This window comes from Streptomyces sp. R818, assembly GCF_056172735.1.
On the sequence record NZ_JAOCNE010000003.1, the window covers coordinates 814,949 to 837,659 of the forward strand.

The 22,711-nt window shown below is 71.6% G+C and carries 23 protein-coding genes; 10 read left to right on the top strand and 13 right to left on the bottom strand.

What is annotated here, in order from left to right; genetic code table 11:
• Nucleotides 1-213 precede the first annotated feature (213 nt).
• The 8 genes from hisF to hisD are packed head-to-tail and all read right to left on the bottom strand — an operon-like array spanning nt 214 to nt 5,985.
• Nucleotides 214-969, bottom strand: a complete 756-nt coding sequence (hisF, locus tag N5I75_RS08825; RefSeq protein ID WP_476676007.1) for an imidazole glycerol phosphate synthase subunit HisF — start codon at nt 967-969, stop codon at nt 214-216.
• The gene (locus N5I75_RS08830) at nt 966-1,406 is read right to left on the bottom strand and encodes a RidA family protein (protein WP_476676009.1); all 441 of its coding nucleotides are present in this window, start codon (nt 1,404-1,406) and stop codon (nt 966-968) included. The genes hisF and N5I75_RS08830 overlap by 4 nt, the downstream gene beginning before the upstream one ends.
• On the bottom strand, nt 1,403-2,134 hold the full coding sequence (gene priA / locus N5I75_RS08835) for a bifunctional 1-(5-phosphoribosyl)-5-((5-phosphoribosylamino)methylideneamino)imidazole-4-carboxamide isomerase/phosphoribosylanthranilate isomerase PriA (RefSeq protein ID WP_476676011.1): 732 nt from the start codon (nt 2,132-2,134) through the stop codon (nt 1,403-1,405). The genes N5I75_RS08830 and priA overlap by 4 nt, the downstream gene beginning before the upstream one ends.
• A complete protein-coding gene (gene hisH, locus N5I75_RS08840; protein WP_476676012.1) occupies nt 2,134-2,781 on the bottom strand; it encodes an imidazole glycerol phosphate synthase subunit HisH in 648 nt (215 codons plus the stop codon). The genes priA and hisH overlap by 1 nt, the downstream gene beginning before the upstream one ends.
• A 5-nt stretch (nt 2,782-2,786) precedes the next feature.
• Nucleotides 2,787-2,951: a hypothetical protein gene (locus N5I75_RS08845; RefSeq protein ID WP_361074999.1), complete on the bottom strand. Its 165-nt coding sequence runs from the start codon at nt 2,949-2,951 to the stop codon at nt 2,787-2,789.
• A gap of 3 nt (nt 2,952-2,954) precedes the next feature.
• The gene (gene hisB, locus N5I75_RS08850; protein WP_476676014.1) at nt 2,955-3,548 is read right to left on the bottom strand and encodes an imidazoleglycerol-phosphate dehydratase HisB; all 594 of its coding nucleotides are present in this window, start codon (nt 3,546-3,548) and stop codon (nt 2,955-2,957) included.
• Entirely contained in the window at nt 3,545-4,663 is a 1,119-nt protein-coding gene (locus N5I75_RS08855) for a histidinol-phosphate transaminase (RefSeq protein WP_476676016.1), read from the bottom strand. The genes hisB and N5I75_RS08855 overlap by 4 nt, the downstream gene beginning before the upstream one ends.
• A complete protein-coding gene (gene hisD / locus N5I75_RS08860; protein WP_476676018.1) occupies nt 4,660-5,985 on the bottom strand; it encodes a histidinol dehydrogenase in 1,326 nt (441 codons plus the stop codon). The genes N5I75_RS08855 and hisD overlap by 4 nt, the downstream gene beginning before the upstream one ends.
• Nucleotides 5,986-6,232: 247 nt before the next feature.
• On the opposite strand from hisD, the gene N5I75_RS08865 reads away from it, so the two are divergent.
• From N5I75_RS08865 to N5I75_RS08890, 6 genes are all read left to right on the top strand, one after another.
• Entirely contained in the window at nt 6,233-7,744 is a 1,512-nt protein-coding gene (locus N5I75_RS08865) for an oxidoreductase (protein WP_476676990.1), read from the top strand.
• A 214-nt stretch (nt 7,745-7,958) separates the two neighbouring features.
• Nucleotides 7,959-8,933 carry a hypothetical protein gene (locus tag N5I75_RS08870; protein ID WP_476676992.1) on the top strand — a complete coding sequence of 325 codons (975 nt, stop codon included), beginning with the start codon at nt 7,959-7,961 and terminating at the stop codon, nt 8,931-8,933.
• A 5-nt stretch (nt 8,934-8,938) separates the two neighbouring features.
• Nucleotides 8,939-9,733, top strand: a complete 795-nt coding sequence (locus N5I75_RS08875) for an LON peptidase substrate-binding domain-containing protein (protein ID WP_476676020.1) — start codon at nt 8,939-8,941, stop codon at nt 9,731-9,733.
• 49 nt (nt 9,734-9,782) lie between these two features.
• Nucleotides 9,783-10,289 carry a Cys-tRNA(Pro) deacylase gene (ybaK, locus tag N5I75_RS08880; protein WP_476676022.1) on the top strand — a complete coding sequence of 169 codons (507 nt, stop codon included), beginning with the start codon at nt 9,783-9,785 and terminating at the stop codon, nt 10,287-10,289.
• Nucleotides 10,290-10,330: 41 nt separating this feature from the next.
• The gene (locus N5I75_RS08885) at nt 10,331-10,405 is read left to right on the top strand and encodes a hypothetical protein (protein ID WP_465270599.1); all 75 of its coding nucleotides are present in this window, start codon (nt 10,331-10,333) and stop codon (nt 10,403-10,405) included.
• 140 nt (nt 10,406-10,545) lie between these two features.
• Complete coding sequence (locus N5I75_RS08890; RefSeq protein ID WP_476676024.1) at nt 10,546-11,520, top strand: dihydrodipicolinate synthase family protein; 975 nt, start codon at nt 10,546-10,548, stop codon at nt 11,518-11,520.
• Here the strand turns inward: N5I75_RS08890 and N5I75_RS08895 are convergent.
• From N5I75_RS08895 to N5I75_RS08910, 4 genes are all read right to left on the bottom strand, one after another.
• Nucleotides 11,500-12,186 carry a DUF2567 domain-containing protein gene (locus tag N5I75_RS08895; RefSeq protein ID WP_476676025.1) on the bottom strand — a complete coding sequence of 229 codons (687 nt, stop codon included), beginning with the start codon at nt 12,184-12,186 and terminating at the stop codon, nt 11,500-11,502. The genes N5I75_RS08890 and N5I75_RS08895 overlap by 21 nt on opposite strands.
• A gap of 34 nt (nt 12,187-12,220) precedes the next feature.
• Nucleotides 12,221-13,060, bottom strand: coding sequence for an ABC transporter permease (locus tag N5I75_RS08900; RefSeq protein WP_476676027.1), 840 nt, complete (start codon nt 13,058-13,060; stop codon nt 12,221-12,223).
• A complete protein-coding gene (locus N5I75_RS08905) occupies nt 13,057-14,037 on the bottom strand; it encodes an ABC transporter ATP-binding protein (RefSeq protein WP_476676994.1) in 981 nt (326 codons plus the stop codon). The genes N5I75_RS08900 and N5I75_RS08905 overlap by 4 nt, the downstream gene beginning before the upstream one ends.
• Before the next feature lie 139 nt (nt 14,038-14,176).
• The gene (locus N5I75_RS08910) at nt 14,177-15,415 is read right to left on the bottom strand and encodes an NYN domain-containing protein (protein ID WP_476676029.1); all 1,239 of its coding nucleotides are present in this window, start codon (nt 15,413-15,415) and stop codon (nt 14,177-14,179) included.
• 284 nt (nt 15,416-15,699) lie between these two features.
• On the opposite strand from N5I75_RS08910, the gene N5I75_RS08915 reads away from it, so the two are divergent.
• Nucleotides 15,700-15,876 carry a hypothetical protein gene (locus tag N5I75_RS08915; protein WP_476676031.1) on the top strand — a complete coding sequence of 59 codons (177 nt, stop codon included), beginning with the start codon at nt 15,700-15,702 and terminating at the stop codon, nt 15,874-15,876.
• A gap of 121 nt (nt 15,877-15,997) precedes the next feature.
• Here N5I75_RS08915 and dnaE read toward each other — a convergent pair whose 3' ends face one another.
• Nucleotides 15,998-19,537: a DNA polymerase III subunit alpha gene (gene dnaE, locus N5I75_RS08920; protein ID WP_476676033.1), complete on the bottom strand. Its 3,540-nt coding sequence runs from the start codon at nt 19,535-19,537 to the stop codon at nt 15,998-16,000.
• 182 nt (nt 19,538-19,719) lie between these two features.
• Here dnaE and N5I75_RS08925 point away from each other — a divergent pair, with 182 nt between their 5' ends.
• The 3 genes from N5I75_RS08925 (at nt 19,720) to N5I75_RS08935 (ending at nt 22,710) form a co-directional block, all read left to right on the top strand.
• Nucleotides 19,720-21,051 (top strand): DUF2252 domain-containing protein, encoded by a 1,332-nt coding sequence (locus N5I75_RS08925; protein WP_476676034.1) that lies wholly within the window; start codon nt 19,720-19,722, stop codon nt 21,049-21,051.
• An 85-nt stretch (nt 21,052-21,136) separates the two neighbouring features.
• Entirely contained in the window at nt 21,137-21,817 is a 681-nt protein-coding gene (locus tag N5I75_RS08930) for a hypothetical protein (RefSeq protein WP_476676036.1), read from the top strand.
• Between the two features lie 74 nt (nt 21,818-21,891).
• A complete protein-coding gene (locus tag N5I75_RS08935) occupies nt 21,892-22,710 on the top strand; it encodes a thioredoxin domain-containing protein (RefSeq protein WP_476676038.1) in 819 nt (272 codons plus the stop codon).
• The last annotated feature ends 1 nt before the right edge of the window (nt 22,711 follow it).

Here is a 22,711-nt window from a genome sequence, read left to right on the forward strand (position 1 = left end):
GTGGAGGCTTCGTCCGCGACTGCGGCAGCGTCGTGGCTGGTCGCGCAGTTCCCCGCGCCCCTGAAGCATGCGGCTTCGCCGCAGCCCCAGGGGCCGCGCGCGTGACGCGCGCCCCTGAAATGCGCACGAAGTGCGCATTTCAGGGGCGCGGGGAACTGCGCGACCAGCCACGACGAGAGTCGCACCCGGGAACGAGCCCCAAGAGAAGCGGCGCTATCGAACCGGGTGACCCGCAGAGCGCAACGCCGATTTGACGTCCCCGATCCGCAGATCCCCGAAGTGGAACACCGACGCCGCGAGCACCGCATCGGCCCCCGCCCCGACAGCGGGAGCAAAGTGCTCGACCCGCCCGGCGCCGCCCGACGCGATCACCGGCACGGACACATGCTTGCGGACCGCCTCGATCATCTCGATGTCGTAGCCGTCCTTCGTGCCATCGGCGTCCATCGAGTTGAGCAGGATCTCACCGGCGCCCAGCTCAGCCGCCTGATGGGCCCACTCGACCGCGTCGATCCCGGCGGACCGGCGTCCACCGTGCGTCGTGACCTCGAACGCCCCGGACCCGGTGCGCCGCGCGTCCACGGAGAGGACGAGCACCTGCCGCCCGAACCGCTCGGCGATCTCGCGGATCAGCTCGGGGCGGGCGATCGCGGCGGTGTTGACACCGACCTTGTCCGCCCCGGCCCGCAGCAGCTTGTCCACGTCCTCGGACGTGCGGACGCCGCCGCCGACGGTGAGCGGGATGAAGACCTGCTCGGCGGTGCGGCGCACCACGTCGTAGGTGGTCTCGCGGTTGCCGGAGGAGGCGGTGATGTCGAGGAAGGTCAGTTCGTCGGCGCCTTCGGCGTCGTAGACCTTGGCCATCTCGACGGGGTCGCCCGCGTCGCGCAGGTTCTGGAAGTTGACGCCTTTGACGACGCGCCCGTTGTCGACGTCGAGGCAGGGAATGACACGTACGGCGAGGCTCACTGGTCCCCTCCCGCGTCACCCGCGGAGCGATACGCCTCGACCTCGACCGCGACGACGAGGCTCGGATCGACGAACCCGGAGACGATGAGCATGGACGCGGCCGGCCGGACCTCGTCGAACAGCTCCTTGTGGGCGCGGCCCACATCGTCCACGTCGCGCGCGTGGGTGAGGTACATCCGGGTGCGCACGACGTGCTCGGCGCCGAGGCCGACCGTCTTCAGGGCGTCGAGGGCGACACCGAAGGCGTTGAGCGCCTGCTCGTAGGGGGTGCCGGCGTCGATGACACCGTTGACCACGGACGTGCAGCCGGAGACGAGAACCAGGCCGTTCGGCAGTTCGACGGCGCGGGAGTACCCGATGGCGTCCTCCCAGGGACCACCGGACCCGATCCGCCGCACGGCGGAGGCGGAGGCGGAGGCGGAAGTGGGCTCGCTCATGACGACGCCACGGCGGCGAGCGCCTCTTCCAGGGTGAAGGCCTTGGCGTACAGCGCCTTGCCGACGATGGAGCCCTCGACGCCGAGCGGGACGAGCTCGGAGATGGCGCGCAGGTCATCCAGGGACGAGACACCGCCCGAGGCCACCACCGGACGATCCGTCACAGCGCACACGTTCTTCAGCAGCTCCAGGTTGGGCCCCTGGAGGGTCCCGTCCTTCGCGATGTCGGTGACGACGTACCGGGCGCAGCCCTCGGAGTCCAGGCGCTCCAGGGTCTCGTACAGGTCGCCGCCGTCGCGGGTCCAGCCGCGCCCGCGCAGCGTCGTGCCGCGCACGTCGAGCCCGACGGCGATCTTGTCGCCGTGCTCGGCGATGACCTTGGCGACCCACTCGGGGGTCTCCAGGGCGGCGGTGCCGAGGTTGACGCGGGTGCAGCCGGTGGCGAGGGCGGCGGCGAGGGTGTCGTCGTCGCGGATGCCGCCGGACAGCTCCACCTTGATGTCCATGGCCTCGGTGACCTCGCGGACCAGCGCGCGGTTGTCGCCGGTGCCGAACGCGGCGTCGAGGTCGACGAGGTGCAGCCACTCGGCGCCGGCGGACTGCCAGGCGAGGGCGGCCTCCAGCGGGGAGCCGTAGGAGGTCTCGCTGCCGGACTCGCCGTGGACGAGGCGGACGGCCTGCCCGTCGCGGACGTCGACGGCGGGGAGGAGTTCGAGCTTGGGAGCCATCAGAGGGTTCCGATCCAGTTCTTCAGCAGCTGGGCTCCGGCGTCGCCGGACTTCTCGGGGTGGAACTGGGTGGCCCACAGGGGGCCGTTCTCCACGGCGGCGACGAACGGCGTGCCGTGCGTGGACCAGGTGACGTGCGGGGCGCGCAGGTGCGGGTTGTGCACTTCGAGCTGCCAGTCCTGGACGGCGTAGGAGTGCACGAAGTAGTACCGCTCGTCGGCGTCGAGGCCGGCGAAGAGGCGGCTGTCCTCGGGCGCGCGGACGGTGTTCCAGCCCATGTGGGGCACGACGTCGGCCTTGAGGGGTTCGACGGCGCCGGGCCATTCGTCGAGGCCCTCGGTCTCGACGCCGTGCTCGATGCCGCGGGCGAAGAGGATCTGCATGCCGACGCAGATGCCCATGACGGGGCGGCCCCCGGAGAGGCGGCGGCCGATGATCCAGTCGCCGCGGGCCTCCTTGAGCCCCTTCATGCAGGCGGCGAAGGCGCCGACGCCGGGGACGAGGAGCCCGTCGGCGTTCATGGCCGCTTCGAAGTCGCGGGTGATCTCGACGTCGGCGCCCGCGCGAGCGAGGGCGCGCTCGGCGGAGCGGATGTTCCCGAACCCGTAGTCGAAGACGACGACTTTCTTGGAACCGGAGTCAGTCATGGTGGTCAATTCCAGTAGTCGAGCCGCAGCACGCCCGCGATCAGGCACATGGCGGCGCCGATGGACAGCAGGGTGATGAGGCTCTTGCCCATGCCCTGCTTGACGAACGAGTAGACGCCGCCGAGCAGGAACAGGCCCACGAGGATGAGGACGGTCGCGAGGCCGTTCATGGCTTACAGGGCGCCCTTCGTGGAGGGGAGGATGCCGGCGGCGCGCGGGTCGCGTTCGCTGGCGTAGCGCAGGGCGCGCGCGAGGGCCTTGAACTGGCACTCCACGATGTGGTGCGCGTTGCGCCCGTACGGCACGTGGACGTGCAGGGCGACCTGTGCCTGGGCGACGAAGGACTCCAGGATGTGCCGGGTCATCGTGGTGTCGTACTCGCCGATCATCGGCGCCATCTTCTCGGGCTCGGTGTGCACGAGGTAGGGGCGTCCTGACAGGTCCACCGTCACCTGGGCGAGGGACTCGTCCAGCGGGACGGTGCAGTTGCCGAAGCGGTAGATGCCGACCTTGTCGCCGAGCGCCTGCTTGAAGGCGGCGCCGAGGGCGAGGGCGGTGTCCTCGATGGTGTGGTGGGAGTCGATGTGCAGGTCGCCCTCGGTCTTGACCGTGAGGTCGAAGAGGCCGTGGCGGCCGAGCTGGTCGAGCATGTGGTCGTAGAAGCCGACGCCGGTGGCGACATCGACCTTGCCGGTGCCGTCGAGGTCGATCTCGACGAGGACCGAGGTCTCCTTGGTCTTGCGCTCTACACGTCCTACGCGGCTCATCGGCCCCGCTCCATTCTGTTTTCCAGAGCCTTCTTGGCTTCGCGGGCCGCGTCGAGGAACGCGTCGTTCTCCTCCGGCGTGCCGACGGAGACCCGCAGCCGCCCCGGTACGCCGTTGTCACGGATGAGGACGCCGCGGTCGAGGATGAACTGCCAGACGGCGTGCGGGTCCTCGAAGACGCCGAACTGGACGAAGTTGGCGTCGGCGACGGTGACGTCGAAGCCGAGGCCGGTCAGCTCGGCGACGATGCGGTCGCGTTCGCCCTTGAGCTGCTCGACGTAGCCGAGCAGGGTGTCGGTGTACTCCAGGGCGGCGAGCGCCGTGGCCTGGTTGACGGCCGACAGGTGGTAGGGCAGGCGCACCAGCTGGACGGCGTCGACGACGGCCGGGTCGGCGGCGAGGTAGCCGAGGCGGAGCCCGGCGGCGCCGAACGCCTTGGACATGGTGCGCGAGATGACGAGGTTCGGGCGGCCCTCGATCAGCGGCAGGAGCGATTCTCCGTGGCTGAACTCGGTGTACGCCTCGTCGACGATCACGATCGCGTCCCGGCCGGCCGCCTCGTACAGCGCGAGGACGTCCTCGGCCGCGACCGCGTTGCCCGTGGGGTTGTTGGGGCTGGTGATGAAGACGACGTGCGGCTTGTGCGCCCGGATCGCCTCGATCGCGGCGGGCACGTCGAGCGCGTAGTCGGCCTTGCGCGGGGCGCTGAGCCAGCCCGTGTTGGTGCCGCGGGCGAGCAGCGGGTGCATGGAGTACGAGGGCTCGAAGCCGAGGGCGGTGCGGCCGGGGCCGCCGAACGCCTGGAGGAGCTGCTGGAGCACCTCGTTGGACCCGTTGGCCGCCCACACCTGTTCGGCGGTGACCTTGAATCCCGTGGTCCGGGTGAGGTACGTGGCCAGCTCGGTGCGCAGCTCGACCGCGTCCCGGTCGGGATAGCGGTTGAGGTTCCGGGCGGCGTCGGCGACGCGCTCGGCGATCCGCGCGACGAGCGGCTCGGGCAGCGGGTAGGGGTTCTCGTTGGTGTTCAGCCGGACGGGCACGTCGAGCTGGGGTGCGCCGTACGGGGACTTGCCGCGCAGCTCGTCCCGTACGGGGAGGTCGTCGATGCCGGTCACTTGGTGGTCGGGACCTTCCAGTCGAAGCGGGCCTTGAGGGCCGCGCCGTGCGCGGGCAGGTCCTCGGCCTCGGAGAGGGTCACCACGTGCCGGGTGATCTCGGCGAGGGCGTCGCGGCTGTAGTCCACGACGTGGATGCCGCGCAGGAAGGACTGCACGGACAGGCCCGAGGAGTGGCAGGCGCAGCCGCCGGTGGGCAGGACGTGGTTGGACCCGGCCGCGTAGTCGCCGAGGGAGACCGGGGACCAGGGGCCGACGAAGACCGCGCCCGCGTTGCGCACCTTCTCGGCCACGGCGGCGGCGTCGGCGGTCTGGATCTCCAGGTGCTCGGCGCCGTAGGCGTTGACGACCGCGAGGCCGTCGTCGAGGGAGTCGACGAGGACGATCGCGGACTGCTCGCCCCTGAGCGCGGGCTCGATGCGCTCCTCGCGGTGCTTGGCGACCGCGACCTGCGCCTGAAGCTCCTTGACGACGCCCTCGGCCAGCTCCTCGCTGTCGGTGACGAGGACGGAGGCGGCGAGCGGGTCGTGCTCGGCCTGGCTGATCAGGTCGGCGGCGACGTGCACCGGGTCGGCCGTGGAGTCGGCGAGAACGGCGATCTCGGTCGGCCCGGCCTCGGAGTCGATGCCGATGACGCCGGTGAAGTAGCGCTTGGCGGCGGCGACCCAGATGTTGCCGGGGCCCATCACCATCGGCGCGGGCGGGCAGGACTCGGTGCCGTACGCGAACATGGCGACGGCGGTGGCGCCGCCCGCCGCGTACACCTCGTCGACGCCGAGCAGCGCGCAGGCGGCCAGGATCGTCGGGTGCGGCAGGCCGCCGAACTCCTTCTGGGCGGGCGAGGCGAGGGCGATCGAGGGGACCTCGGCCTCCTGCGCCGGGACCACGTCCATGATCACGGAGGACGGGTAGACGGCCCGGCCGCCCGGCGCGTACAGGCCGACGCGGTCCACCGGGACCCACTTCTCGGTGACGGTGCCACCGGGCACGACCTGCGTCGTCTCGGTCGTACGGCGCTGGGCGCGGTGCACGATCCGGGCGCGCCGGATCGACTCCTCCAGGGCGGCCCGGACGTCCGGGTCCAGGGTCTTCAGGGCGTCGGCGATGGCCTCGGCCGGAACGCGCACGTCCCGCAGCGTGACGCCGTCGAACTTCTCCGCGAAGTCGATCAGCGCCGCGTCGCCACGATGATGTACGTCCTCGCAGATCGGACGCACCTTCTCCAGGGCGGCCGTGACGTCGAAGTCGGCACGGGGCAGCAGCGAGCGCAGGGCCTGACCCTCGGGGAGGGCGGCGCCGCGCAGATCGATTCGAGAGATCACACTGCAATTCTCTCAGACGCCGGATCTCCGCCGGTGGCCCGTATCAATGAGTGATACACGTCCGTTTTCGGCCGTTGTCGGTCGTATCCCCGGCAGACCCGCACCGGCGGCTTTCAGAGGGCCGCCCACCGGGCATCACCGGCTCGACGAAACTGGCGAGCAGGGAGAGGCGTACGGCTTGAACGACCCAACGACCGGCAGCAACGACGGAGAGGTACCGGAAGGACTGAGCGCCGCCGAGGTCGGCATGTGGCTGGCATTCCGCAACGGCACGGTCTACGACCTGCGCAGCGGCAACGCGGCCGTGGACGACCCGCACGGCGGACACGCCTGGGGGCCCGAGCGCAGCGTGCGGGCGCGCATCGTGGCCTGGCTGCTGCTCGACGGACCGCCCGCACTCTCCGGGCGTGTCTCCTCCCTCAAACTCCAGGGCATCCAGATCACGGACGTGCTCGACCTGGCGGGCGGCACGATCGGCCCCTACGTGGAACTGCAGCTGTGCCGCTTCGAGAAGGAGGTGCTGCTGCCCGAGGCGCGCTTCACCACGGTCCGCATGGTCGACTGCTCGGTGCCGCGCCTGGAGGCGGCCCGGGTCCACACCGAGGGCGACCTGCACCTGCCGCGCTGCCGCTTCCACCACGGCATCCGGCTCACCGACGCCCAGATCGGCACGGACCTGCTGCTCAACCAGGCCGTCGTCTTCCGCGACCGGCGCGGGAAGTCCCTCATGGCGGACGGGATGTCGGTCGGCCAGGACCTCCAGGCGGAGATGGTGCAGACGCACGGCGAGGTCAGTCTGCGCGGCGCCACCATCGGCGTGTCGCTCTCCCTGCGCGGCAGCCGCCTCAGCAACACGCAGGGGCGGCGGGCCCTGAACGCGCCGCAGCTCAGCGTCGAGCGCACGCTGTACCTGACCCCGGCCGGGCTCAACCCCTGGCAGACCCGGGGCACCACGCCCGCGCTCGGCACCCGCGTGCAGAGCTTCCAGTGCGTCGGCGGGGTCCGGCTCGACGACGGGCGGTTCGGCGACGCCGTCGACCTCGACTCGGCGCGCTTCGTCCTGGAGAACGACCAGGAGCTGTCGCTGCGCCGCGTCCAGACCCCCGAGCTGCGCTTCCTCGGGGAGCGGCCCGAGCGCGGCACGGTGGTGCTGTCCGGCGCGAAGGTCGTCAACCTCGTCGACCAGGCGGTGAGCTGGCCGGGCCCGGGACATCTGCGGATGAGCGGCTTCGCCTACGAGAGCCTGATCCCGCTCGGCCCGTTCCCGCTCACCCGGCGCCTCGAATGGCTCTCGGCGGCGACCCCCGAGTACAACCCGGAACCGTACGAGCGGCTCGCCGCGGTGCTCCGCAACAGCGGTGAGGACGCCGACGCGCGCGAGGTGCTCCTCGCCAAGCAGCGGCGCCGCCGCGAGACCCTGCCGGCCGCCGCGAAGGTGTGGGGCTACCTCCAGGACTGGACGGTGGCCTACGGGTACCGGCCCGGCCGGGCCGCCGTGTGGATGGCGGTGCTGTGGGCGGTCGGCGCGTTCGCCTTCCGGCACGCCGCCCATCCGCCGATGAAGCCGGGCGAGGGCCCGCAATGGGACTCGACCCTGTTCGCCCTCGACCTCCTCCTCCCGGTGATCGACCTCGGCCAGGCCAGCAGCTGGCAGCTGCGCGGCGGCTGGCAGTGGGCGGCGGCCGTCATGGTGATGCTCGGCTGGACCCTGGCGACGACGGTGGCGACGGGGGCGACGCGGCTGCTGCGCCGCAACTAGGCCGGGCCGGGTTCCGGGCCGCGCGATCAGGCCCACGCCCCGTGATCAGGCCCGCGCCCCGCGCACAAGGTGAGAATGGCGACACGTGCTGCGGGGCAACCATTCCGTCACCCGGGCCGTCATCCCAGCGTCACCGGCCGGCCCCGCCCAGGCCCCCACCCGTACGCAGAGGAGCACCGTGCCGTTCCTGCGTGCCTTCGTCCGCACCGCCCGCATGATCCGGCACACCGGCGCCCTCGCCGCGGGCCTGCCGACGGACGACGAGGTGCTGCTCGACGCCGCGGACGAGCGGCTCGCCCCCGCCCTGGTCGCGGCGGGCCACGGCGCGTACGGGCCCGCCGCCGAGGTCCTTGCCCACACGCGCGGGGCGGCCGAATGGGAGAACCGCGACCGCTACGTGCTGCACCTCGCCGCGTTCGCCGCCTCCCGCACCGAGTGGTTCGACGCCTGGCAGGCCGCGGCCCCGCACGACCCCGACCTCCTGCTCGTCAAGGCCGAACTCGCGGTGAACCGGGCTTTCGGCTCCCCCGCCCGCGCCGAGCTGCTCCGCGACGTCACCCCGCTGATCACCGCCGCCGCCGAGGCAGAGCCCGGCGACCCGGTCCCCTGGCGCGTCGCCCTGGACCAGGCGCGCGGCACGAACACCCCGCACACCGATTTCGAGGCGCTGTGGGAGCAGGCGGTGCGCCGCTCCCCGCACCACTACGGCTGCCATGTCGCGGCGCTGCGCTATCTGTCGGCCGCCAGGTACGGCTCGCACGCCGAGTGCTTCGACTTCGCCGAGCGCGCGGCGCAGGACGCCCTGCCCGACTCCCTGCTGCAGGCCCTGCCGGCCCGCGCCGCCTTCGCCTACCTGACGGGGCCCGGCCCGCAGGGCATCCCGCGCGCCCGTCTGGACGCCGCCGCGGACCTCGCCGTCGCCCTCTCCCGGCGCTACCCGGCGGCGGACCCGTGGCCCGCCGAGGTCCGCAATGTGCTGGCCTGCGTCCTGGCCGAGCTGGAGCGCTGGCCGGACGCCCTCGAACAGCTCCGCAGGCTCGGGCCGTACGCCACGTCGTTCCCCTGGGACCGGCTCTCGGAGGATCCGCTGGGCCGCTTCCTGGAGCTGCGGGACACCGTCCGTCTGGAGGTCGCGGCACAACTGCCGCTGCGCGGCGGACCGGGCAGCTCCGGCGCCCATTACGCTTGACCGTCGTGACCACCGTCCGGCTTCCGCTCTTCCCGCTCAACTCGGTGCTGTTCCCGGGGCTCGTCCTCCCGTTGAACGTGTTCGAGGAGCGCTATCGCGCCCTGATGCGCGACCTGTTGAAGGCGTCCCCCGAAGACCCGCCCGTCCTCCCCGACGACGACGCCGATCCGTCGGTGTCGGACGAGCCGCGCCAGTTCGTCGTCGTCGCGATCCGCGACGGCCACGAGGTCGCGCCGAGCGCGTCCGGGATGCCCGACGACGTGACCACCAAGGAGGCGAGCGCGGGCCCGGCCGCCGGGTTCGGCGACGACCCGCTGAAGTCGTTCCACGGGACGGGCTGCGTCGCGGACGCGGCGACGATCCGCGAACGCGCCGACGGCAGCTTCGAGGTCCTGGCCACCGGCACCCGCCGGGTCAAGCTGCACTCCGTGGACGCCTCGGGCCCCTATCTGACCGCCGAGGTCGAGGAGCTGCCCGAGGAGGACGGCGACGAGGCGGGCGCCCTGGCCGAAGGCGTGCTGCGCGCCTTCCGTACGTACCAGAAGCGGCTTGCCGGGGCCCGTGAGCGGACCCTTGCGACCGGCGCAGAGCTGCCCGACGAGCCGTCGGTGGTGTCGTACCTGGTGGCGGCCGCCGCGGTGCTCGACGTGCCGACCAGGCAGCGGCTGCTCCAGGCCCCGGACGCGGCGTCCCGGCTGCGCGACGAGCTGAAGCTGTTGCGCGCCGAGACGGCGATCATCCGCCACCTGCCGTCGCTGCCCGCGACGGAGCTGACGCGGCAGGCCACCAGCCGCAACTAGTCGCACCCAGCCGCACCTAGCCGCACCGAGCTGTAAGGGAACGGGCACGTTGGCGAAGAAGGCCAAGAAGCAGCAGCACCAGTCCGGCGGCACGCCCGCCACGGTGGCACTGACCGCCGCCGGGACCGCGTTCACGGTCCACGCGTACGAGCACGACCCCGCCCACCCCTCGTACGGCGAGGAGGCGGCCGAGGCGATGGGCGTCTCCCCCGACCGCGTCTTCAAGACGCTGGTCGCGGACGTCGACGGGCAGCTGACCGTCGCGGTCGTGCCGGTGGCGGGCCAGCTCGACCTCAAGGCGCTCGCCGCCGCGGTCGGCGGGAAGCGCGCCGCGATGGCCGACCCGGCGCTCGCCGAGCGCACCACCGGCTATGTGCGCGGCGGCATCTCCCCGCTCGGCCAGCGCAAGAAGCTGCGTACGGTCGTCGACTCCTCGGCCGAGCTGCACACGACCATCTGTGTCTCGGCGGGCCGCCGCGGCCTGGAGGTCGAGCTGGCGCCGAAGGACCTGGCGGCGCTGACCGACGCGGTGCTCGCGCCCGTCGGGCGTGCGTGACCCCTCGACGGACCGGGCCGCTTCGGCTAAGCACCAAGGGCATGTCGAAGAAGACGCGCAAGCGGAAGTGGCGGATCAAGAAGGGCAAGGCCAACCACGGGCGGCGCCCCGCGTAGGGAGGCCTCCCCTCCCGGACCGGACCCTTGACACCGATGTCGTCGGTAGCGCACTGTCACGAGAAAGGTGGGACGTCCCACGTCCTACCACGTGCATTGTTCTGCCGTGCTGTGCCGAGCCGCTCCGGGAGACCACCGCCATGCCTCTCCGCGCCCCGTTCCCCGCCCCGCTCCGTGGCGTCGTCCCGCCCCTGATCACGCCGCTCACGCCGGAGGGCGAGGTGGACGCGGTGTCGGTGCGGCGCATGGCGGAGCATCTGATCGGAGCCGGGGTGCACGGCCTGTTCCTGCTCGGGTCGAGCGGCGAGGCGGCGTTCCTCACCGACGCGCAGCGCCGCACCGCGCTCGAAGCCGCCGTGGAGGCGGCGGCCGGGCGGGTCCCCGTCCTCGCGGGTGTCATCGACACGACGACCCCGCGCGTCCTGGAGCGGGCGAAGGACGCGGTGAAGGCGGGCGCGGACGCGCTCGTGGCGACGGCCCCGTTCTACGCGCGCACGCACCCCGCCGAGACCGCCGACCACTTCCGGCGGCTGCGGGCGGACGCCGGCCTGCCGGTGTTCGCGTACGACATCCCGGCGGCCGTCCACACCAAGCTGGGCCGCGACACCGTCCTCGCCCTCGCCGCCGACGGCACGCTCGCCGGGCTCAAGGACTCCAGCGGCGACGAGGGCTCCCTGCGCCGCCTGCTCGCCCCGCTGCGCGCCGCAGCCCCCGCCTTCTCGGTGCTCACCGGCTCCGAACTCACCGTGGACGGCGCCCTGCTCGCGGGCGTCGACGGTGTCGTCCCGGGCCTGGGCAATGTGGACGCGCACGGCTACGTACGGCTCTACGAGGCCGCCCGCGCCGGCGACTGGGACGCCGCCCGGCGCGCGCAGGACCGGCTCGCCGCGCTCTTCGCGATCGTCGACGCCGGGGACCCGGCGCGGATGGGCGGCTCGTCCTCCGCGCTCGGCGCGTTCAAGGCGGCCGTCCACCTCCAGGGGATCATCGACTGCCCGGCGACCGCCGCACCGCAGACCGCGCTGGACGCGGCCGAGACCGCGCGCGTACGCCGCGGCCTGGTGACGGCGGGGCTGCTCCCCGCGCGGGACGGCTCAAGCGTTGCTGTCGGGTGATCCCTGCGCGGGGCGCGGCGTGTGCTCGTAGTAGCCCGCGTACGGGTCGGGGTCGCGCGGGCCGAGCAGGCCCGTGAGCGCGAGGTGGACGACGAGCGCGGCCAGCGGCCAGGCGAGCAGCGCCCCCTTGGCGTTCAGCTCCAGCGGCGCGTCGAAGACGACGCCCTTGCCGACCTCCTTGGCGTGCGCGGCGACGTCCTGCGCGGGGCCGAGCCAGATGCCGAAGCGCCAGGCGAGCAGGCCGCCGAGGAGGGAGCCGAGCGCGAGCCCCACGACCAGCGGGACGCCGCCGCGCCTGCGCCACAGGAAGGCGGCGGCGCCGGTGACCGCGCCGAAGGCGAGGCCGAGCAGCGTGAACGTGCCGTCGATGCCGATGGCCTGTTCGCCCTCGGTGTCCTTGAGGTAGACCGCCGTGCTGTCCGAGACGAGCGGCACGCGCGGCGCCAGCCACAGCCACAGCGCCCCGAGCAGCAGGCCGAGGAGCGCGACACCCACCGCCACCACGGCGGCCTCGCGCACCTCGGTCCGCAGCCCGGGCCCGTCGTCCGTGGCGGTGGACGGCGCGGGGGGCAGGGCTTGCGTCATGGGGTCGGGGGCCTGCCACGGGTCACTGTGCCCGTTGTTGTGCGGGGGCTGATGGGGCGGCGGCGTCAGCGGTGCGGTCACCCTGCCATCGTGCCAGGCGCACCCGCCGGGCGCGTCACCGGACGGCGGCCCGCCGGTACGCCCATGCCGCGACGGCCAGCGAGGCGACGCCGACGGCGGCGCAGACGCCCAGGTCGAGCAGGACGGTCGGCCAGTCGGGGTGGTCCCCGAAGGTCCGCGCGAACGCCTCGACGCCATAGGTGGAGGGCAGCAGATCACGCGCGTACTGCACGATCTGCGGCATCCGGTCGGCGGGGAGGACGCCGAGGAGCAGCGCGGCCGACATGCCCAACTGGCCGAGCAGGGTCGCCAGTTCGGGCCTGGGCGCGAGCAGTCCGAGCGCGGCGCCGAGCCCGGCGAGGGCGGCCCCGGCGAGCGGGATCACGGCGGCGAGCACCCACAGGTGCGTCAGCGGCAGGTCGAACATGACGCAGCCCGCGACAGCGGTGACGACGGTGCCCGGCACAGTGAAGGAGGCATAGGCCCCCGCGGCGCCGAGCACGACGGACGCGGGCGGCACCGGCAGCGTCGCGTAGTGGTCGAGCCCTCCGGCGGCGCGGAGCTGCCCGAAGTACTGGGCGAGCAGGTTCAGCGCGACGAAGGCGACGACGAGCACGGCGGAGCCCGCGACGACGGCCCGCGCCTCGCTGCCGCCCTCGTCGACCACGCCGCGCATGAGGATCATGATGCCGATGGACTGGAACGTCGCGACGAACAGCAGCGGGATGCGCGCCACGCGCGCGCGGGAGAGCTGCGCGCGGTAGACGGCGGCGAGCGAGGGCAGGAAGCGGGCGCGGGGCGCGAGCCCGTCGTCGAGCGCCACGGTGGACGTCCGGGGCCCTCCGACGGTCGGCCGCACGGTGTCGGCGGACGGCTCTGCGGATACGACGGTCATGCCTTCACCAGGCCCTTCACGCTGCTGCGGCTGCCGCCGAGCGCCAAGTACACGTCCTCCAGGCTCGGCGTTGCGAGCGTGAAGTCGTCGAGGAAGTCGAAGGCGGGGCCGCCGGTGACCGCGGCGACGGCGGTGCGGGCCGCTTCCGGCGCGAGCCGCAGCGACCAGCGCCGCCCGGCCTCCACGGCGTGCTCGCGCAGCCGGGCGACCTCGGCGAGGTGCAGCGGGGCCTTCTCCCGCCACACCAGCTCGACCCGCACCTCCCCCGCGACGCGGTCCTTGAGCCCGGCCGGGGAGTCGCAGGCGATGACGCGTCCGGCGTCGAGGACGGCGACGCGGTCGAGGACGGTCTCGGCCTCGATGACGTTGTGCGTGACCAGGAGGACGGTCGTGCCGCGCTCGGCGCGCCGCCGGTCCACCGCGGCCCACACCGCGCGCCGCGCCACGGGGTCCATCCCGGTCGTCGGCTCGTCGAGCACGAGCAGCGGCCGCTCGCCGACCAGGGCGGCGGCGAAGCACGCGAGCCGCCGCTGCCCGCCCGAGAGCTTCTTCAGGGGCCGCGAGGCGAGCGGGGCGAGCCCCAGCTCCTCCAGGACGGCGTCGCGCTCGGCGCGGGCCTCCTTGAGCGGCAGCCCGCGCAGGCGCCCGGTGGTCTCGGCGGCGAGCGACACGGTCAGCTCGTCCAGCGCGGTCGACTCCTGGCCGAGGTAGGCGAGGATGCGCGCGGCCCGCTCGGGGTGGCGCACGATGTCGTGCCCGAGGATCTCCACGCTGCCCGCGTCGGGCCGCATGAGGCCGGTGAGCTGGCGTACGAGGGTGGACTTGCCGGCGCCATTGGGGCCGAGGAGACCGAAGATCTCGCCGCGCCTGATGTCGAGCCGGACGTCGTCCGTGGCCCGCACCGGCGGGCTCGCGGGCACCCCGCGCCGCCCTCGCGCGGCGGGATAGGTCTTGCGCAGACCTCGTACCGCGCACACGACAGCGTCCCGTTCATGGCTCGGGGCAGCATCCTCGGTGCGCGTACTCACGAAGAACGAGAGTACGGGGTCCGGCGGCCCCCATTGCGCGCGGGGCCGGACAAATGAGGCGGGCGGCGGGTCGCGCGCACGCGCGGTGTCACTCCCCCGCCGTGGCGTGTTCGGCGGTCCGCACGTCGATCTCGCGCCAGAAACCGGCCCGGATCGCGTACCGGTCGTGCTCGTCGATCTGGTCGTCCTTGTGGGCGAGGAGGCCGAACCGGGCGGCGTACCGGAGCAGCTCCCCGTCGATGCGGTGCGGTACGCGGGGGTACATGGTCGCCAGTTTCTGGAGCTGCACGGGGTCCGCGAGGCGCGCCATCCACCGTCGGGCGAACACCTGTCCGACCTCGTAGGGGTCGCCGCTGACCGTCGTGATGTCCTCCTCGCGGTCCGCCCACCGCTGCTCGGCCGTGGTGAGCTGGGCCAGCGTCGGCAGGGACGCCGCCTCCGGGGGTTCGCCGCCGGTCCCGGGGCGCTCGACCCAGCCCTTGTCGCTCGACCAGCGCAGGGTCGCGCTCGTGGGCTGGTGGGCGGGCGGCGGGGGCGTCGTGCCGGGGCCGCGCAGGGCGGCCAGGTCCTTGGGGGTGGGGACGCCCTTGGCGGCGTTGGTGCGGTCCTCCGCGTCGCCCCCGGGCCGGGCGGCGGGCGGATGCTGGGCGGGCGCCGCGTCCACCTGGTCGTCCACAGGGCGGCCCGCGGCGGCCGGCGCCGACTCGGGCAGCGGCGCGGACAGGATCGCGGCGATCTCGGGGCGCGGCACGGGCTGCGGGGCGCAGATCCCGCCCAGCTCCTTGGCGCGGACGGCCTTGGTGATCCAGATCCGGTCGAGCACGCGCCGCTCGTCGGCCTCGGCGACCAGGTCCTCCGACTGGTTGTAGTCGCCGTCTGCGGCCTGCACGGCCCAGAGATGGACGGCGACACCGTGCTCCTTGGCGGCCATCATGCCGGGCAGCAGATCGCCGTCGCCGGTGACGAGGACCACGTCGGAACAGGCGCGGTTGCGGGCCAGCTCGGTCAGCTCGGCGTGCATGGCGGCGTCGACGCCCTTCTGCGCCCAGCGCCCGTCGCTGCGGGTCAGGGCGCCGAGGCGGACGGTGACCCGGGGCATGACGCGCAGCCTGCGGTGCTCGGGCTGCGGCACCCGGTCGGGGGCGCCGTCGAACCAGTAGATCCGCAGGAGCTGGCGCTCGGTCTCGGACTCGGCGCGATCGCGCAGGCCCTGGATGAGGGCGGCGTGGTCGACGTGGATCCGGGAACGGGAGGGCTCGCCCGCGAGGAGGCTCGCGGCGGCCCCCAGGAGATATCCGGCATCCACCAGGACGATGCAGCGGTCCACGCGATCCACCCTCTTTCGCCGACTTACGACAGTCCGGACGCGCTCACGGGGCGGCGCCCGCGGGTTCGCTTCGGGTTTCCTTCGAGTCTGCCCGACCCGGCGGGGGTTAACGGCCCGAACTCGATCTTCGGCGTGGCGGATGAGGTGAAGGTGGTATGCGCGCGCCCTCGATCCGCGCGTCACGGACGGTGATTGCCCGATATGCGATCTTTGACACCCCATGTGAGTCTGAACGCGTCTGGCCCCGAGATCTCCCAATCTCCCCCCATAGGAGGCAGATCAATATGGCCAAGAACAAGAATCGCAAGCAGAACAGCGACCTGAACCGCGCGTCCGTCACGGAAGAGACGCAGGAGCAGTCCAGGTCGGCGGCGACGGACACGCAGTCCTCGGAGTCCCCGCTCATGGGCAACCCGTCGGACGTGGCCCGCAAGCACCAGAAGCGCTTCGGCCACAACTGACGCCCGGCGCCGCATCATTGCAACGCCTGAGGGGCGCACCCAGGATCCGGGGTGCGCCCCTCTAGAAGTACGTGAAGTGCGTGAAGTGCGTGAAGTGCGTGAAGTACGTACGGCTACCGGCTCAGCCCGCGAGGCACGACGGGCCGAGCAGTACCTTCAGGTCGCCGAAGAGCGCCGGGTCCGGCTTCACGCGGTGCCGGTCGAGACGGAGCACCGTCGTCTTGCGCGGCCCCTGGAGCTTGATGCGGACCTCGCTGTCGCCCCGGTGGTGGGTGAGGATCTCGCCGAGGCGGCTGATCATCGGCGGGGTCACCTTGAGCGCCGGGATGGTGAGGATCACGGGCGCGTTGGTGCCCGCGTTCGACAGGTCGGGGACCTGCATCTCCATGGCGACCAGGCGCGGCACGTCCTCCCGCTTGTCCAGGCGGCCCTTGACGAACACGACCGCGTCCTCGACCAGTTGGGTCGAGACGAGCTGGTACGTCGCCGGGAAGAACATGCACTCGATGGAACCGGCGAGGTCCTCGACGGTGGCGATCGCCCAGGCGTTGCCCTGCTTGGTCATCTTGCGCTGGAGGCCCGAGATGATGCCGCCGACCGTGACGACGGCGCCGTCGGAGAAGTCACCGCCGGTCAGCTGGCCGATGCCCGCGTCCGCCTTGTCGGACAGGACGTGCTCCAGGCCGAACAGCGGGTGGTCGGAGACGTAGAGGCCGAGCATCTCCCGCTCCTGGGCGAGCAGATACGTCTTCTCCCATTCGTCGGTGGAGAACTCGACGTCGAGCCCGAAGCCCGGCTCGTTGCTGTCCTCGTCGCCCATGCCGCCGAAGAGGTCGAACTGCCCCTCGGCCTCCTTGCGCTTCACCGCGACGACATTGTCGATCATCGGCTCGTACTGCGCGGTGAGGCCCTTGCGGGTGTGCCCCATCGTGTCGAACGCGCCCGCCTTGATGAGCGATTCGGTGGTGCGCTTGTTGCAGGCGGCGGCCTCGACCTTGTCGAGGTAGTCGGGGAACGACTCGAACTTCCCCTTCGCCTTGCGTGAGCGGATGATCGAGTCCACCACGTTGGTCCCGACGTTGCGCACGGCCTCCAGGCCGAAGAGGATCACGTCGTCGCCCTGGGCCGCGAAGTTGTGCACCGACTCGTTGACGTTCGGCGGGAGCACGCGGATGCCCATGCGGCGGCACTCGTTGAGGTAGACCGCCGACTTGTCCTTGTCGTCCTTGACGGAGGTCAGCAGGGCGGCCATGTACTCGGCCGGGTAGTTGGCCTTGAGGTAGGCGGTCCAGTAGGTGACCAGGCCGTACGCGGAGGAGTGCGCCTTGTTGAACGCGTAGCCGGCGAACGGCACCAGGACGTCCCACAGCGCCTGGATCGCTGCGTCCGAGTAGCCGTTCTTCTTCGCGCCCTCCTGGAACAGGACGAAGTTCTTCGCCAGCTCCTCGGGCTTCTTCTTGCCCATGACGCGGCGCAGGATGTCGGCCTCGCCGAGCGAGTACCCGGCGATGATCTGCGCGGCCTTCTGCACCTGCTCCTGGTACACGATGAGGCCGTAGGTCAGGCCGAGCGTCTCCTTCAGGGGCTCCTCGAGCTCCGGGTGGATCGGCGTGATCTCCTGGCGGCCGTTCTTGCGCTCCGCGTAGTTCGTGTGCGAGTTCATGCCCATCGGGCCCGGCCGGTACAGGGCCGACACGGCGGAGATGTCCTCGAAGTTGTCGGGCTGCATCTGGCGGAGCAGCGAGCGCATCGGGCCGCCGTCGAACTGGAAGACGCCGAGGGTGTCACCGCGGCAGAGCAGTTCGAAGGTCTTCGGGTCGTCGAGCGGGAGCGAGAGCATCTCCAGGTCGATGCCCTTGTTGGCCTTCACCATCTTGACGGCGTCGTCCATGATCGTGAGGTTGCGCAGGCCCAGGAAGTCCATCTTGAGCAGGCCGAGCGACTCGCACTGCGGGTAGTCCCACTGCGTGATCGTGACGCCGTCGGTGTGGCGCACCCAGATCGGGGCGTGGTCGACGATCGGCTCGCTGGACATGATGACGCCGGCCGCGTGCACGCCCATCTGCCGGACCAGGCCCTCGACGCCCTTGGCGGTGTCGATGACCTTCTTCACGTCCGGCTCGTTCTCGTACATCCCGCGGATCTCGCCCGCCTCGCTGTAGCGCGGGTGCTTGGGGTCGGTGATGCCGGAGAGGTCGATGCCCTTGCCGAGGACGTCGGCGGGCATCGCCTTGGTGAGCCGGTCGCCCATCGCGTACGGGTAGCCGAGCACGCGCGCGGAGTCCTTGATCGCGTTCTTGGCCTTGATCTTGCCGTAGGTGCCGATCATGGCGACCTTGTCGGCGCCGTACTTCTCGGTCACGTACCTGATCACCTCGACGCGCCTGCGCTCGTCGAAGTCGATGTCGACGTCGGGCATGGAGACGCGCTCGGGGTTGAGGAACCGCTCGAAGATCAGTCCGTGGGTGATCGGGTCGAGGTCGGTGATGCCCATGGCGTAGGCGACGATCGAACCGGCCGCGGAGCCTCGGCCGGGGCCCACCGCGATGCCGTTGTTCTTGGCCCACATGATGAAGTCGGCGACGACCAGGAAGTACCCCGGGAACCCCATCTGGATGATGATGTCCATCTCGTACTCGGCCTGCTTCTGCCGGTCGTCCGGGACGCCCGCCGGGTAGCGGCGCTCCATGCCGCGGCGGACCTCCTCCTGGAACCAGGTGACCTCGGTGAAGCCGTCGGGGATGTCGAACTTCGGCATGAGGTCGCGCTTCTCGAACATGCCGGTGGTGTCGATCTGCTCGGCGACCAGGAGCGTGTTGCGGCACCCCTCCTGCCAGGCGTCCGAGGAGTCGACCGCGTACATCTCGTCGGTCGACTTCAGGTAGTAGCCGGTGCCGTCGAAGCGGAAGCGGTCGGGGTCGGAGAGGTTCTTGCCGGTCTGGATGCAGAGCAGGGCGTCGTGCGCGGTCGCCTCGTGCGCGTACGTGTAGTGCGAGTCGTTCGTCACCAGGGGCGGGATGCCGAGCTTCTTGCCGATCTCCAGGAGACCGTCGCGGACCCGGCGCTCGATCTCGATGCCGTGGTCCATCAGCTCCAGGAAGTACCGGTCCTTGCCGAAGATGTCCTGGTACTCGGAGGCGGCCTTCAGCGCCTCGTCGAACTGGCCGAGGCGCAGGCGGGTCTGCAGCTCACCGGAGGGGCAGCCGGTGGAGGCGATGAGCCCCTCGCTCCACTGGGAGATCGTCTCCTTGTCCATCCGGGGCCACTTCTGCAGCCAGCCCTCGGCGTACGCGTCCGAGGACAGCCGGAACAGGTTGTGCAGGCCCGTCTTGTTCGCCGCCCAGATCGTCTTGTGCGTGTAACCACCCGAACCGGACACGTCGTCGCGCTTCTGGTGCGGCTGGCCCCACTGGATCTTGCGCTTGTTGCGCCGCGACTCCGGGGCGACGTACGCCTCGATGCCGATGATCGGCGTGACGCCCGCCTTCTGCGCCGAGTGGAAGAAGTCGTACGCCCCGTGCAGGTTGCCGTGGTCGGACATCGCGATGTGCGTCATGCCCATTTCATTGCACGCGTTGAACATGTCCTTCAGCCGCGCGGCACCGTCCAGCAGCGAGTACTGGGTGTGGACGTGCAGGTGCGTGAAGGGCGGCTTTGACACGGTCTGGGCTCCAAAGGCGAACGGGCGGCGACGGGACGGGGACGACTTGGAAGTCTACGACCGCGATCTGACAGCCGACGGGCACTCCGGAGTACGGTCGGGCGTTGGACGGGACAGAACACCCGTCCTGCGTGTCATGTCATACGAGCCCACGCACCACCTGTACCAGGAGGCACCCGGCGATGTCGGTCCCGCAGCCCACCGCTGAGCAGCGCGGCGAGGAGATCCTTGCCGTCTTCGACACCGCGTTCGGCGAGCTCCTCGCCGCGGACCCCGCCGCGTTCCGGGTGAAGTTCCGCAAGATGGCCGCCTCCGCGTTCGCCTTCTACCGGGGCACGGCCTGCCTGTTCTACCGGGACATAGAGCGTGAGCAGCACGGCGGGCCCTACCTGGACGACCGCACCAGCCGGGTGTGGATCCACGGCGACCTGCACGCGGAGAACTTCGGCACGTACATGGACGCCACGGGCCGGCTGATCTTCAACGTGAACGACTTCGACGAGGCGTACGTCGGCCCCTTCACCTGGGATCTCAAGCGGTTCGCCGCCTCCGTGGCGCTGATCGGCTACTCGAAGGCGCTCGGCGACGACCAGATCACCGAGCTGGTGCGCACGTACGCGGCGGCCTACCGCGAGCGCGTCCACGCCCTCGCGACCGGCGCCAAGAGCGACGAGGTGCCGCCCTTCACCCTGGACACGGCCGAGGGCCCGCTCCTGGACGCGCTGCGCGACGCCCGCTCGCTGACCCGCTTCGGGCTGCTCGACTCCATGACGGTGATCCGTGACTTCGAGCGCCGGTTCGCCGACGACGGCGGCGCCATCGAGCTGGACGCGGCGACGCGCTACAAGGTGCTCGCCGCGTTCGACGGCTACCTGGAGACGCTGCCGGAGTCGTCGCTGACCCGCCCGGACTCCTACCGCGTCAAGGACGTCGTGGGGCGCCGCGGCATCGGCATCGGCTCGGCGGGCCTGCCCTCGTACAACATCCTCCTGGAGGGCAACAGCGACGCCCTGGAGAACGACGTCGTGATCTACATGAAGCAGGGCCAGACCCCGGCCGTCTCCCGGCACATCACGGACGCCTCCATCCGCGGCTACTTCCAGCACGAGGGCCACCGCACCGTCATCTCCCAGCGCGCCCTCCAGGCCCACGCCGACCCGTGGCTGGGCTGGACCGAGCTGGACGGGGCGGGCCAGCTCGTCGCCGAGGTGTCGCCGTACGCGGTCGACCTGGACTGGGGCGACATCGACGACTACGACGAGATCACCGCCGTCGTCGCCGATCTCGGCCGGGCCACGGCCGCCATGCACGCGGCGGCGGACGACCTCTCGGGGCAGTCCCTCGTCCCGTTCTCCACCGAGCGCGCCATCGACGCGGCGATCGCCGCCGACGAGGACGGCTTCGCGGGCCTCCTGGTCGACTTCGCGCACAGCTACGGGGCACGCGCGCGTGCGGACCACCAGATCTTCGTGGACCTGTTCCGCAACGGCCGGATCCCGGGCCTGACCGCGTAGAGGCGCGTGGGCCAGCCCACGATTCCATAACGCACAGGTGCCCTTTAGCCATCGCCTACAGCGACCCATGGCACACTCCAGAGCGATGGACGACATATCCGGGACCCAGCTCAGAGCCGTGCGCGCGGCCCTCTTCACGGCGCTCGCCGTGACGCTCTCCGCCGCGTCGCACGTCCTGCTGTCCCGGGCCCCGCTGCCGCTCACGACGGTCGCCGTGACCGCCGTCGCCGTCTTCGTGATCGCGTACGCGCTGGCCGGGCGCGAGCGCCGCTTCGGCCGGATCGCGGCGCTGCTCGTCCCGCTGGAACTGGCCGCCGACACGGTTTTCACCACCGGCCAGCACGTCTGCTACGGCGAGGCGGGCGGTCCGGTCGCGGGCCCGCTGCGCTACCTCGGCTTCGACGTGCTGTGCGGCGGGACCGTCGGCACGCCCCTCGCCCGGATGACCGGCGGCACGAGCGACAAGGCCGCCGCCCTCCTCGCCCACAGCGACCCGGCGGCGTCCTGGCTGCTGCTCGGCGCCCACGTCACGGTCGGCCTGCTTGCCGCCGCCTGGCTGCGCCGCGGCGAGCAGGCCCTGGCGCAGCTCCTCCGCGCCGTGGCCGCGTTCGCCTTCCGCCCGCTGCTGATCGCGTTCGCCGCGGTCACCGCCCGCGCGGAGCGGGCTCCGCACCGCCCGCGCGTCTCCACGCGCGCGTGGGTCGCCCGTACGCGGACCGGACTGCCCTCCGTGGGACGGCGCGGACCGCCGTGCCTGGCCGCCTGAGCCAGAGCTAGCCACACCTTGAGCTAGAGCACGACAGTCCCCATCCTTTTCACGTATTCACGGAGCGACAGAACATGAGCAAGCGCAACAGCCAGCAGGCGAAGTCGGCGGCCCGCGAGCGGCTGCGGATCGAGCGGGAGCGCCAGGCCAAGAAGGACAAGGCGAAGCGGACGGCGATCGTCGCGAGCTCCATCGTCGGTGTCCTCGCGATAGCCGGCGTCGTCAGCTACCTGGTCATCCAGGGCAACAAGCCCTCCTACTGGGAGGCGGCGAAGGACGACGCCCTGGTCGCGCCGAAGAACACCAGCGGCAAGAACAACACCACGGTGGTCCTCGGCAAGGACTCGGCCAAGACGACGATCATCGCGTACGAGGACTCGCGCTGCCCGGTCTGCGCCAGCTTCGAGCAGACCGTCGGCCCGACGGTCAAGAAGGACATGGACGCCGGCAAGTACAAGCTCCAGTACGTCGGCGCGACCTTCCTCGACAACAACCTCCAGGGCGAGGGCTCGAAGAACGCGCTGAGCGCCCTCGGTGCCGCCCTGAACGTGTCCAAGGACGCCTTCTGGGACTACAAGGAGGCCCTGTACTCCGCGAAGTGGCACCCCGAGGAGACGACCGACAAGTTCAAGGACGACGCCTACCTGATCAAGGTCGCGAACACGATCCCCGAGCTGAAGGACGACAAGACGTTCCAGAAGGACGTCAAGGACGGCACCTTCGACAAGTGGGCCCTGGAGATGTCGCAGCAGTTCGACGACAACAAGTACGGCGTCCAGGGCACCCCGTCCTTCGTCGTCGACGGCAAGAAGCTCACCGGCTCCGACGGCGAGAACGCGCCGAGCACCGTCCAGGACTGGAACACCGCGGTGGACAAGGCCCTCAAGGGCTGAC

What these genes read in the sequence shown, in the direction of transcription:
- N5I75_RS08900 (WP_476676027.1), bottom strand. Translation starts at nt 13,060, where the DNA reads ATGACCGTCGTATCCGCAGAGCCGTCCGCCGACACCGTGCGGCCGACC.
- N5I75_RS08930 (WP_476676036.1), top strand. Translation starts at nt 21,137, where the DNA reads ATGGACGACATATCCGGGACCCAGCTCAGAGCCGTGCGCGCGGCCCTC.
- N5I75_RS08865 (WP_476676990.1), top strand. Translation starts at nt 6,233, where the DNA reads ATGTGGCTGGCATTCCGCAACGGCACGGTCTACGACCTGCGCAGCGGC.
- N5I75_RS08915 (WP_476676031.1), top strand. Translation starts at nt 15,700, where the DNA reads ATGGCCAAGAACAAGAATCGCAAGCAGAACAGCGACCTGAACCGCGCG.
- hisB (WP_476676014.1), bottom strand. Translation starts at nt 3,548, where the DNA reads ATGAGCCGCGTAGGACGTGTAGAGCGCAAGACCAAGGAGACCTCGGTC.
- N5I75_RS08830 (WP_476676009.1), bottom strand. Translation starts at nt 1,406, where the DNA reads ATGAGCGAGCCCACTTCCGCCTCCGCCTCCGCCTCCGCCGTGCGGCGG.
- N5I75_RS08925 (WP_476676034.1), top strand. Translation starts at nt 19,720, where the DNA reads ATGTCGGTCCCGCAGCCCACCGCTGAGCAGCGCGGCGAGGAGATCCTT.
- N5I75_RS08870 (WP_476676992.1), top strand. Translation starts at nt 7,959, where the DNA reads ATGATCCGGCACACCGGCGCCCTCGCCGCGGGCCTGCCGACGGACGAC.
- hisH (WP_476676012.1), bottom strand. Translation starts at nt 2,781, where the DNA reads ATGACTGACTCCGGTTCCAAGAAAGTCGTCGTCTTCGACTACGGGTTC.
- N5I75_RS08935 (WP_476676038.1), top strand. Translation starts at nt 21,892, where the DNA reads ATGAGCAAGCGCAACAGCCAGCAGGCGAAGTCGGCGGCCCGCGAGCGG.
- priA (WP_476676011.1), bottom strand. Translation starts at nt 2,134, where the DNA reads ATGGCTCCCAAGCTCGAACTCCTCCCCGCCGTCGACGTCCGCGACGGG.
- N5I75_RS08890 (WP_476676024.1), top strand. Translation starts at nt 10,546, where the DNA reads ATGCCTCTCCGCGCCCCGTTCCCCGCCCCGCTCCGTGGCGTCGTCCCG.
- N5I75_RS08845 (WP_361074999.1), bottom strand. Translation starts at nt 2,951, where the DNA reads ATGAACGGCCTCGCGACCGTCCTCATCCTCGTGGGCCTGTTCCTGCTC.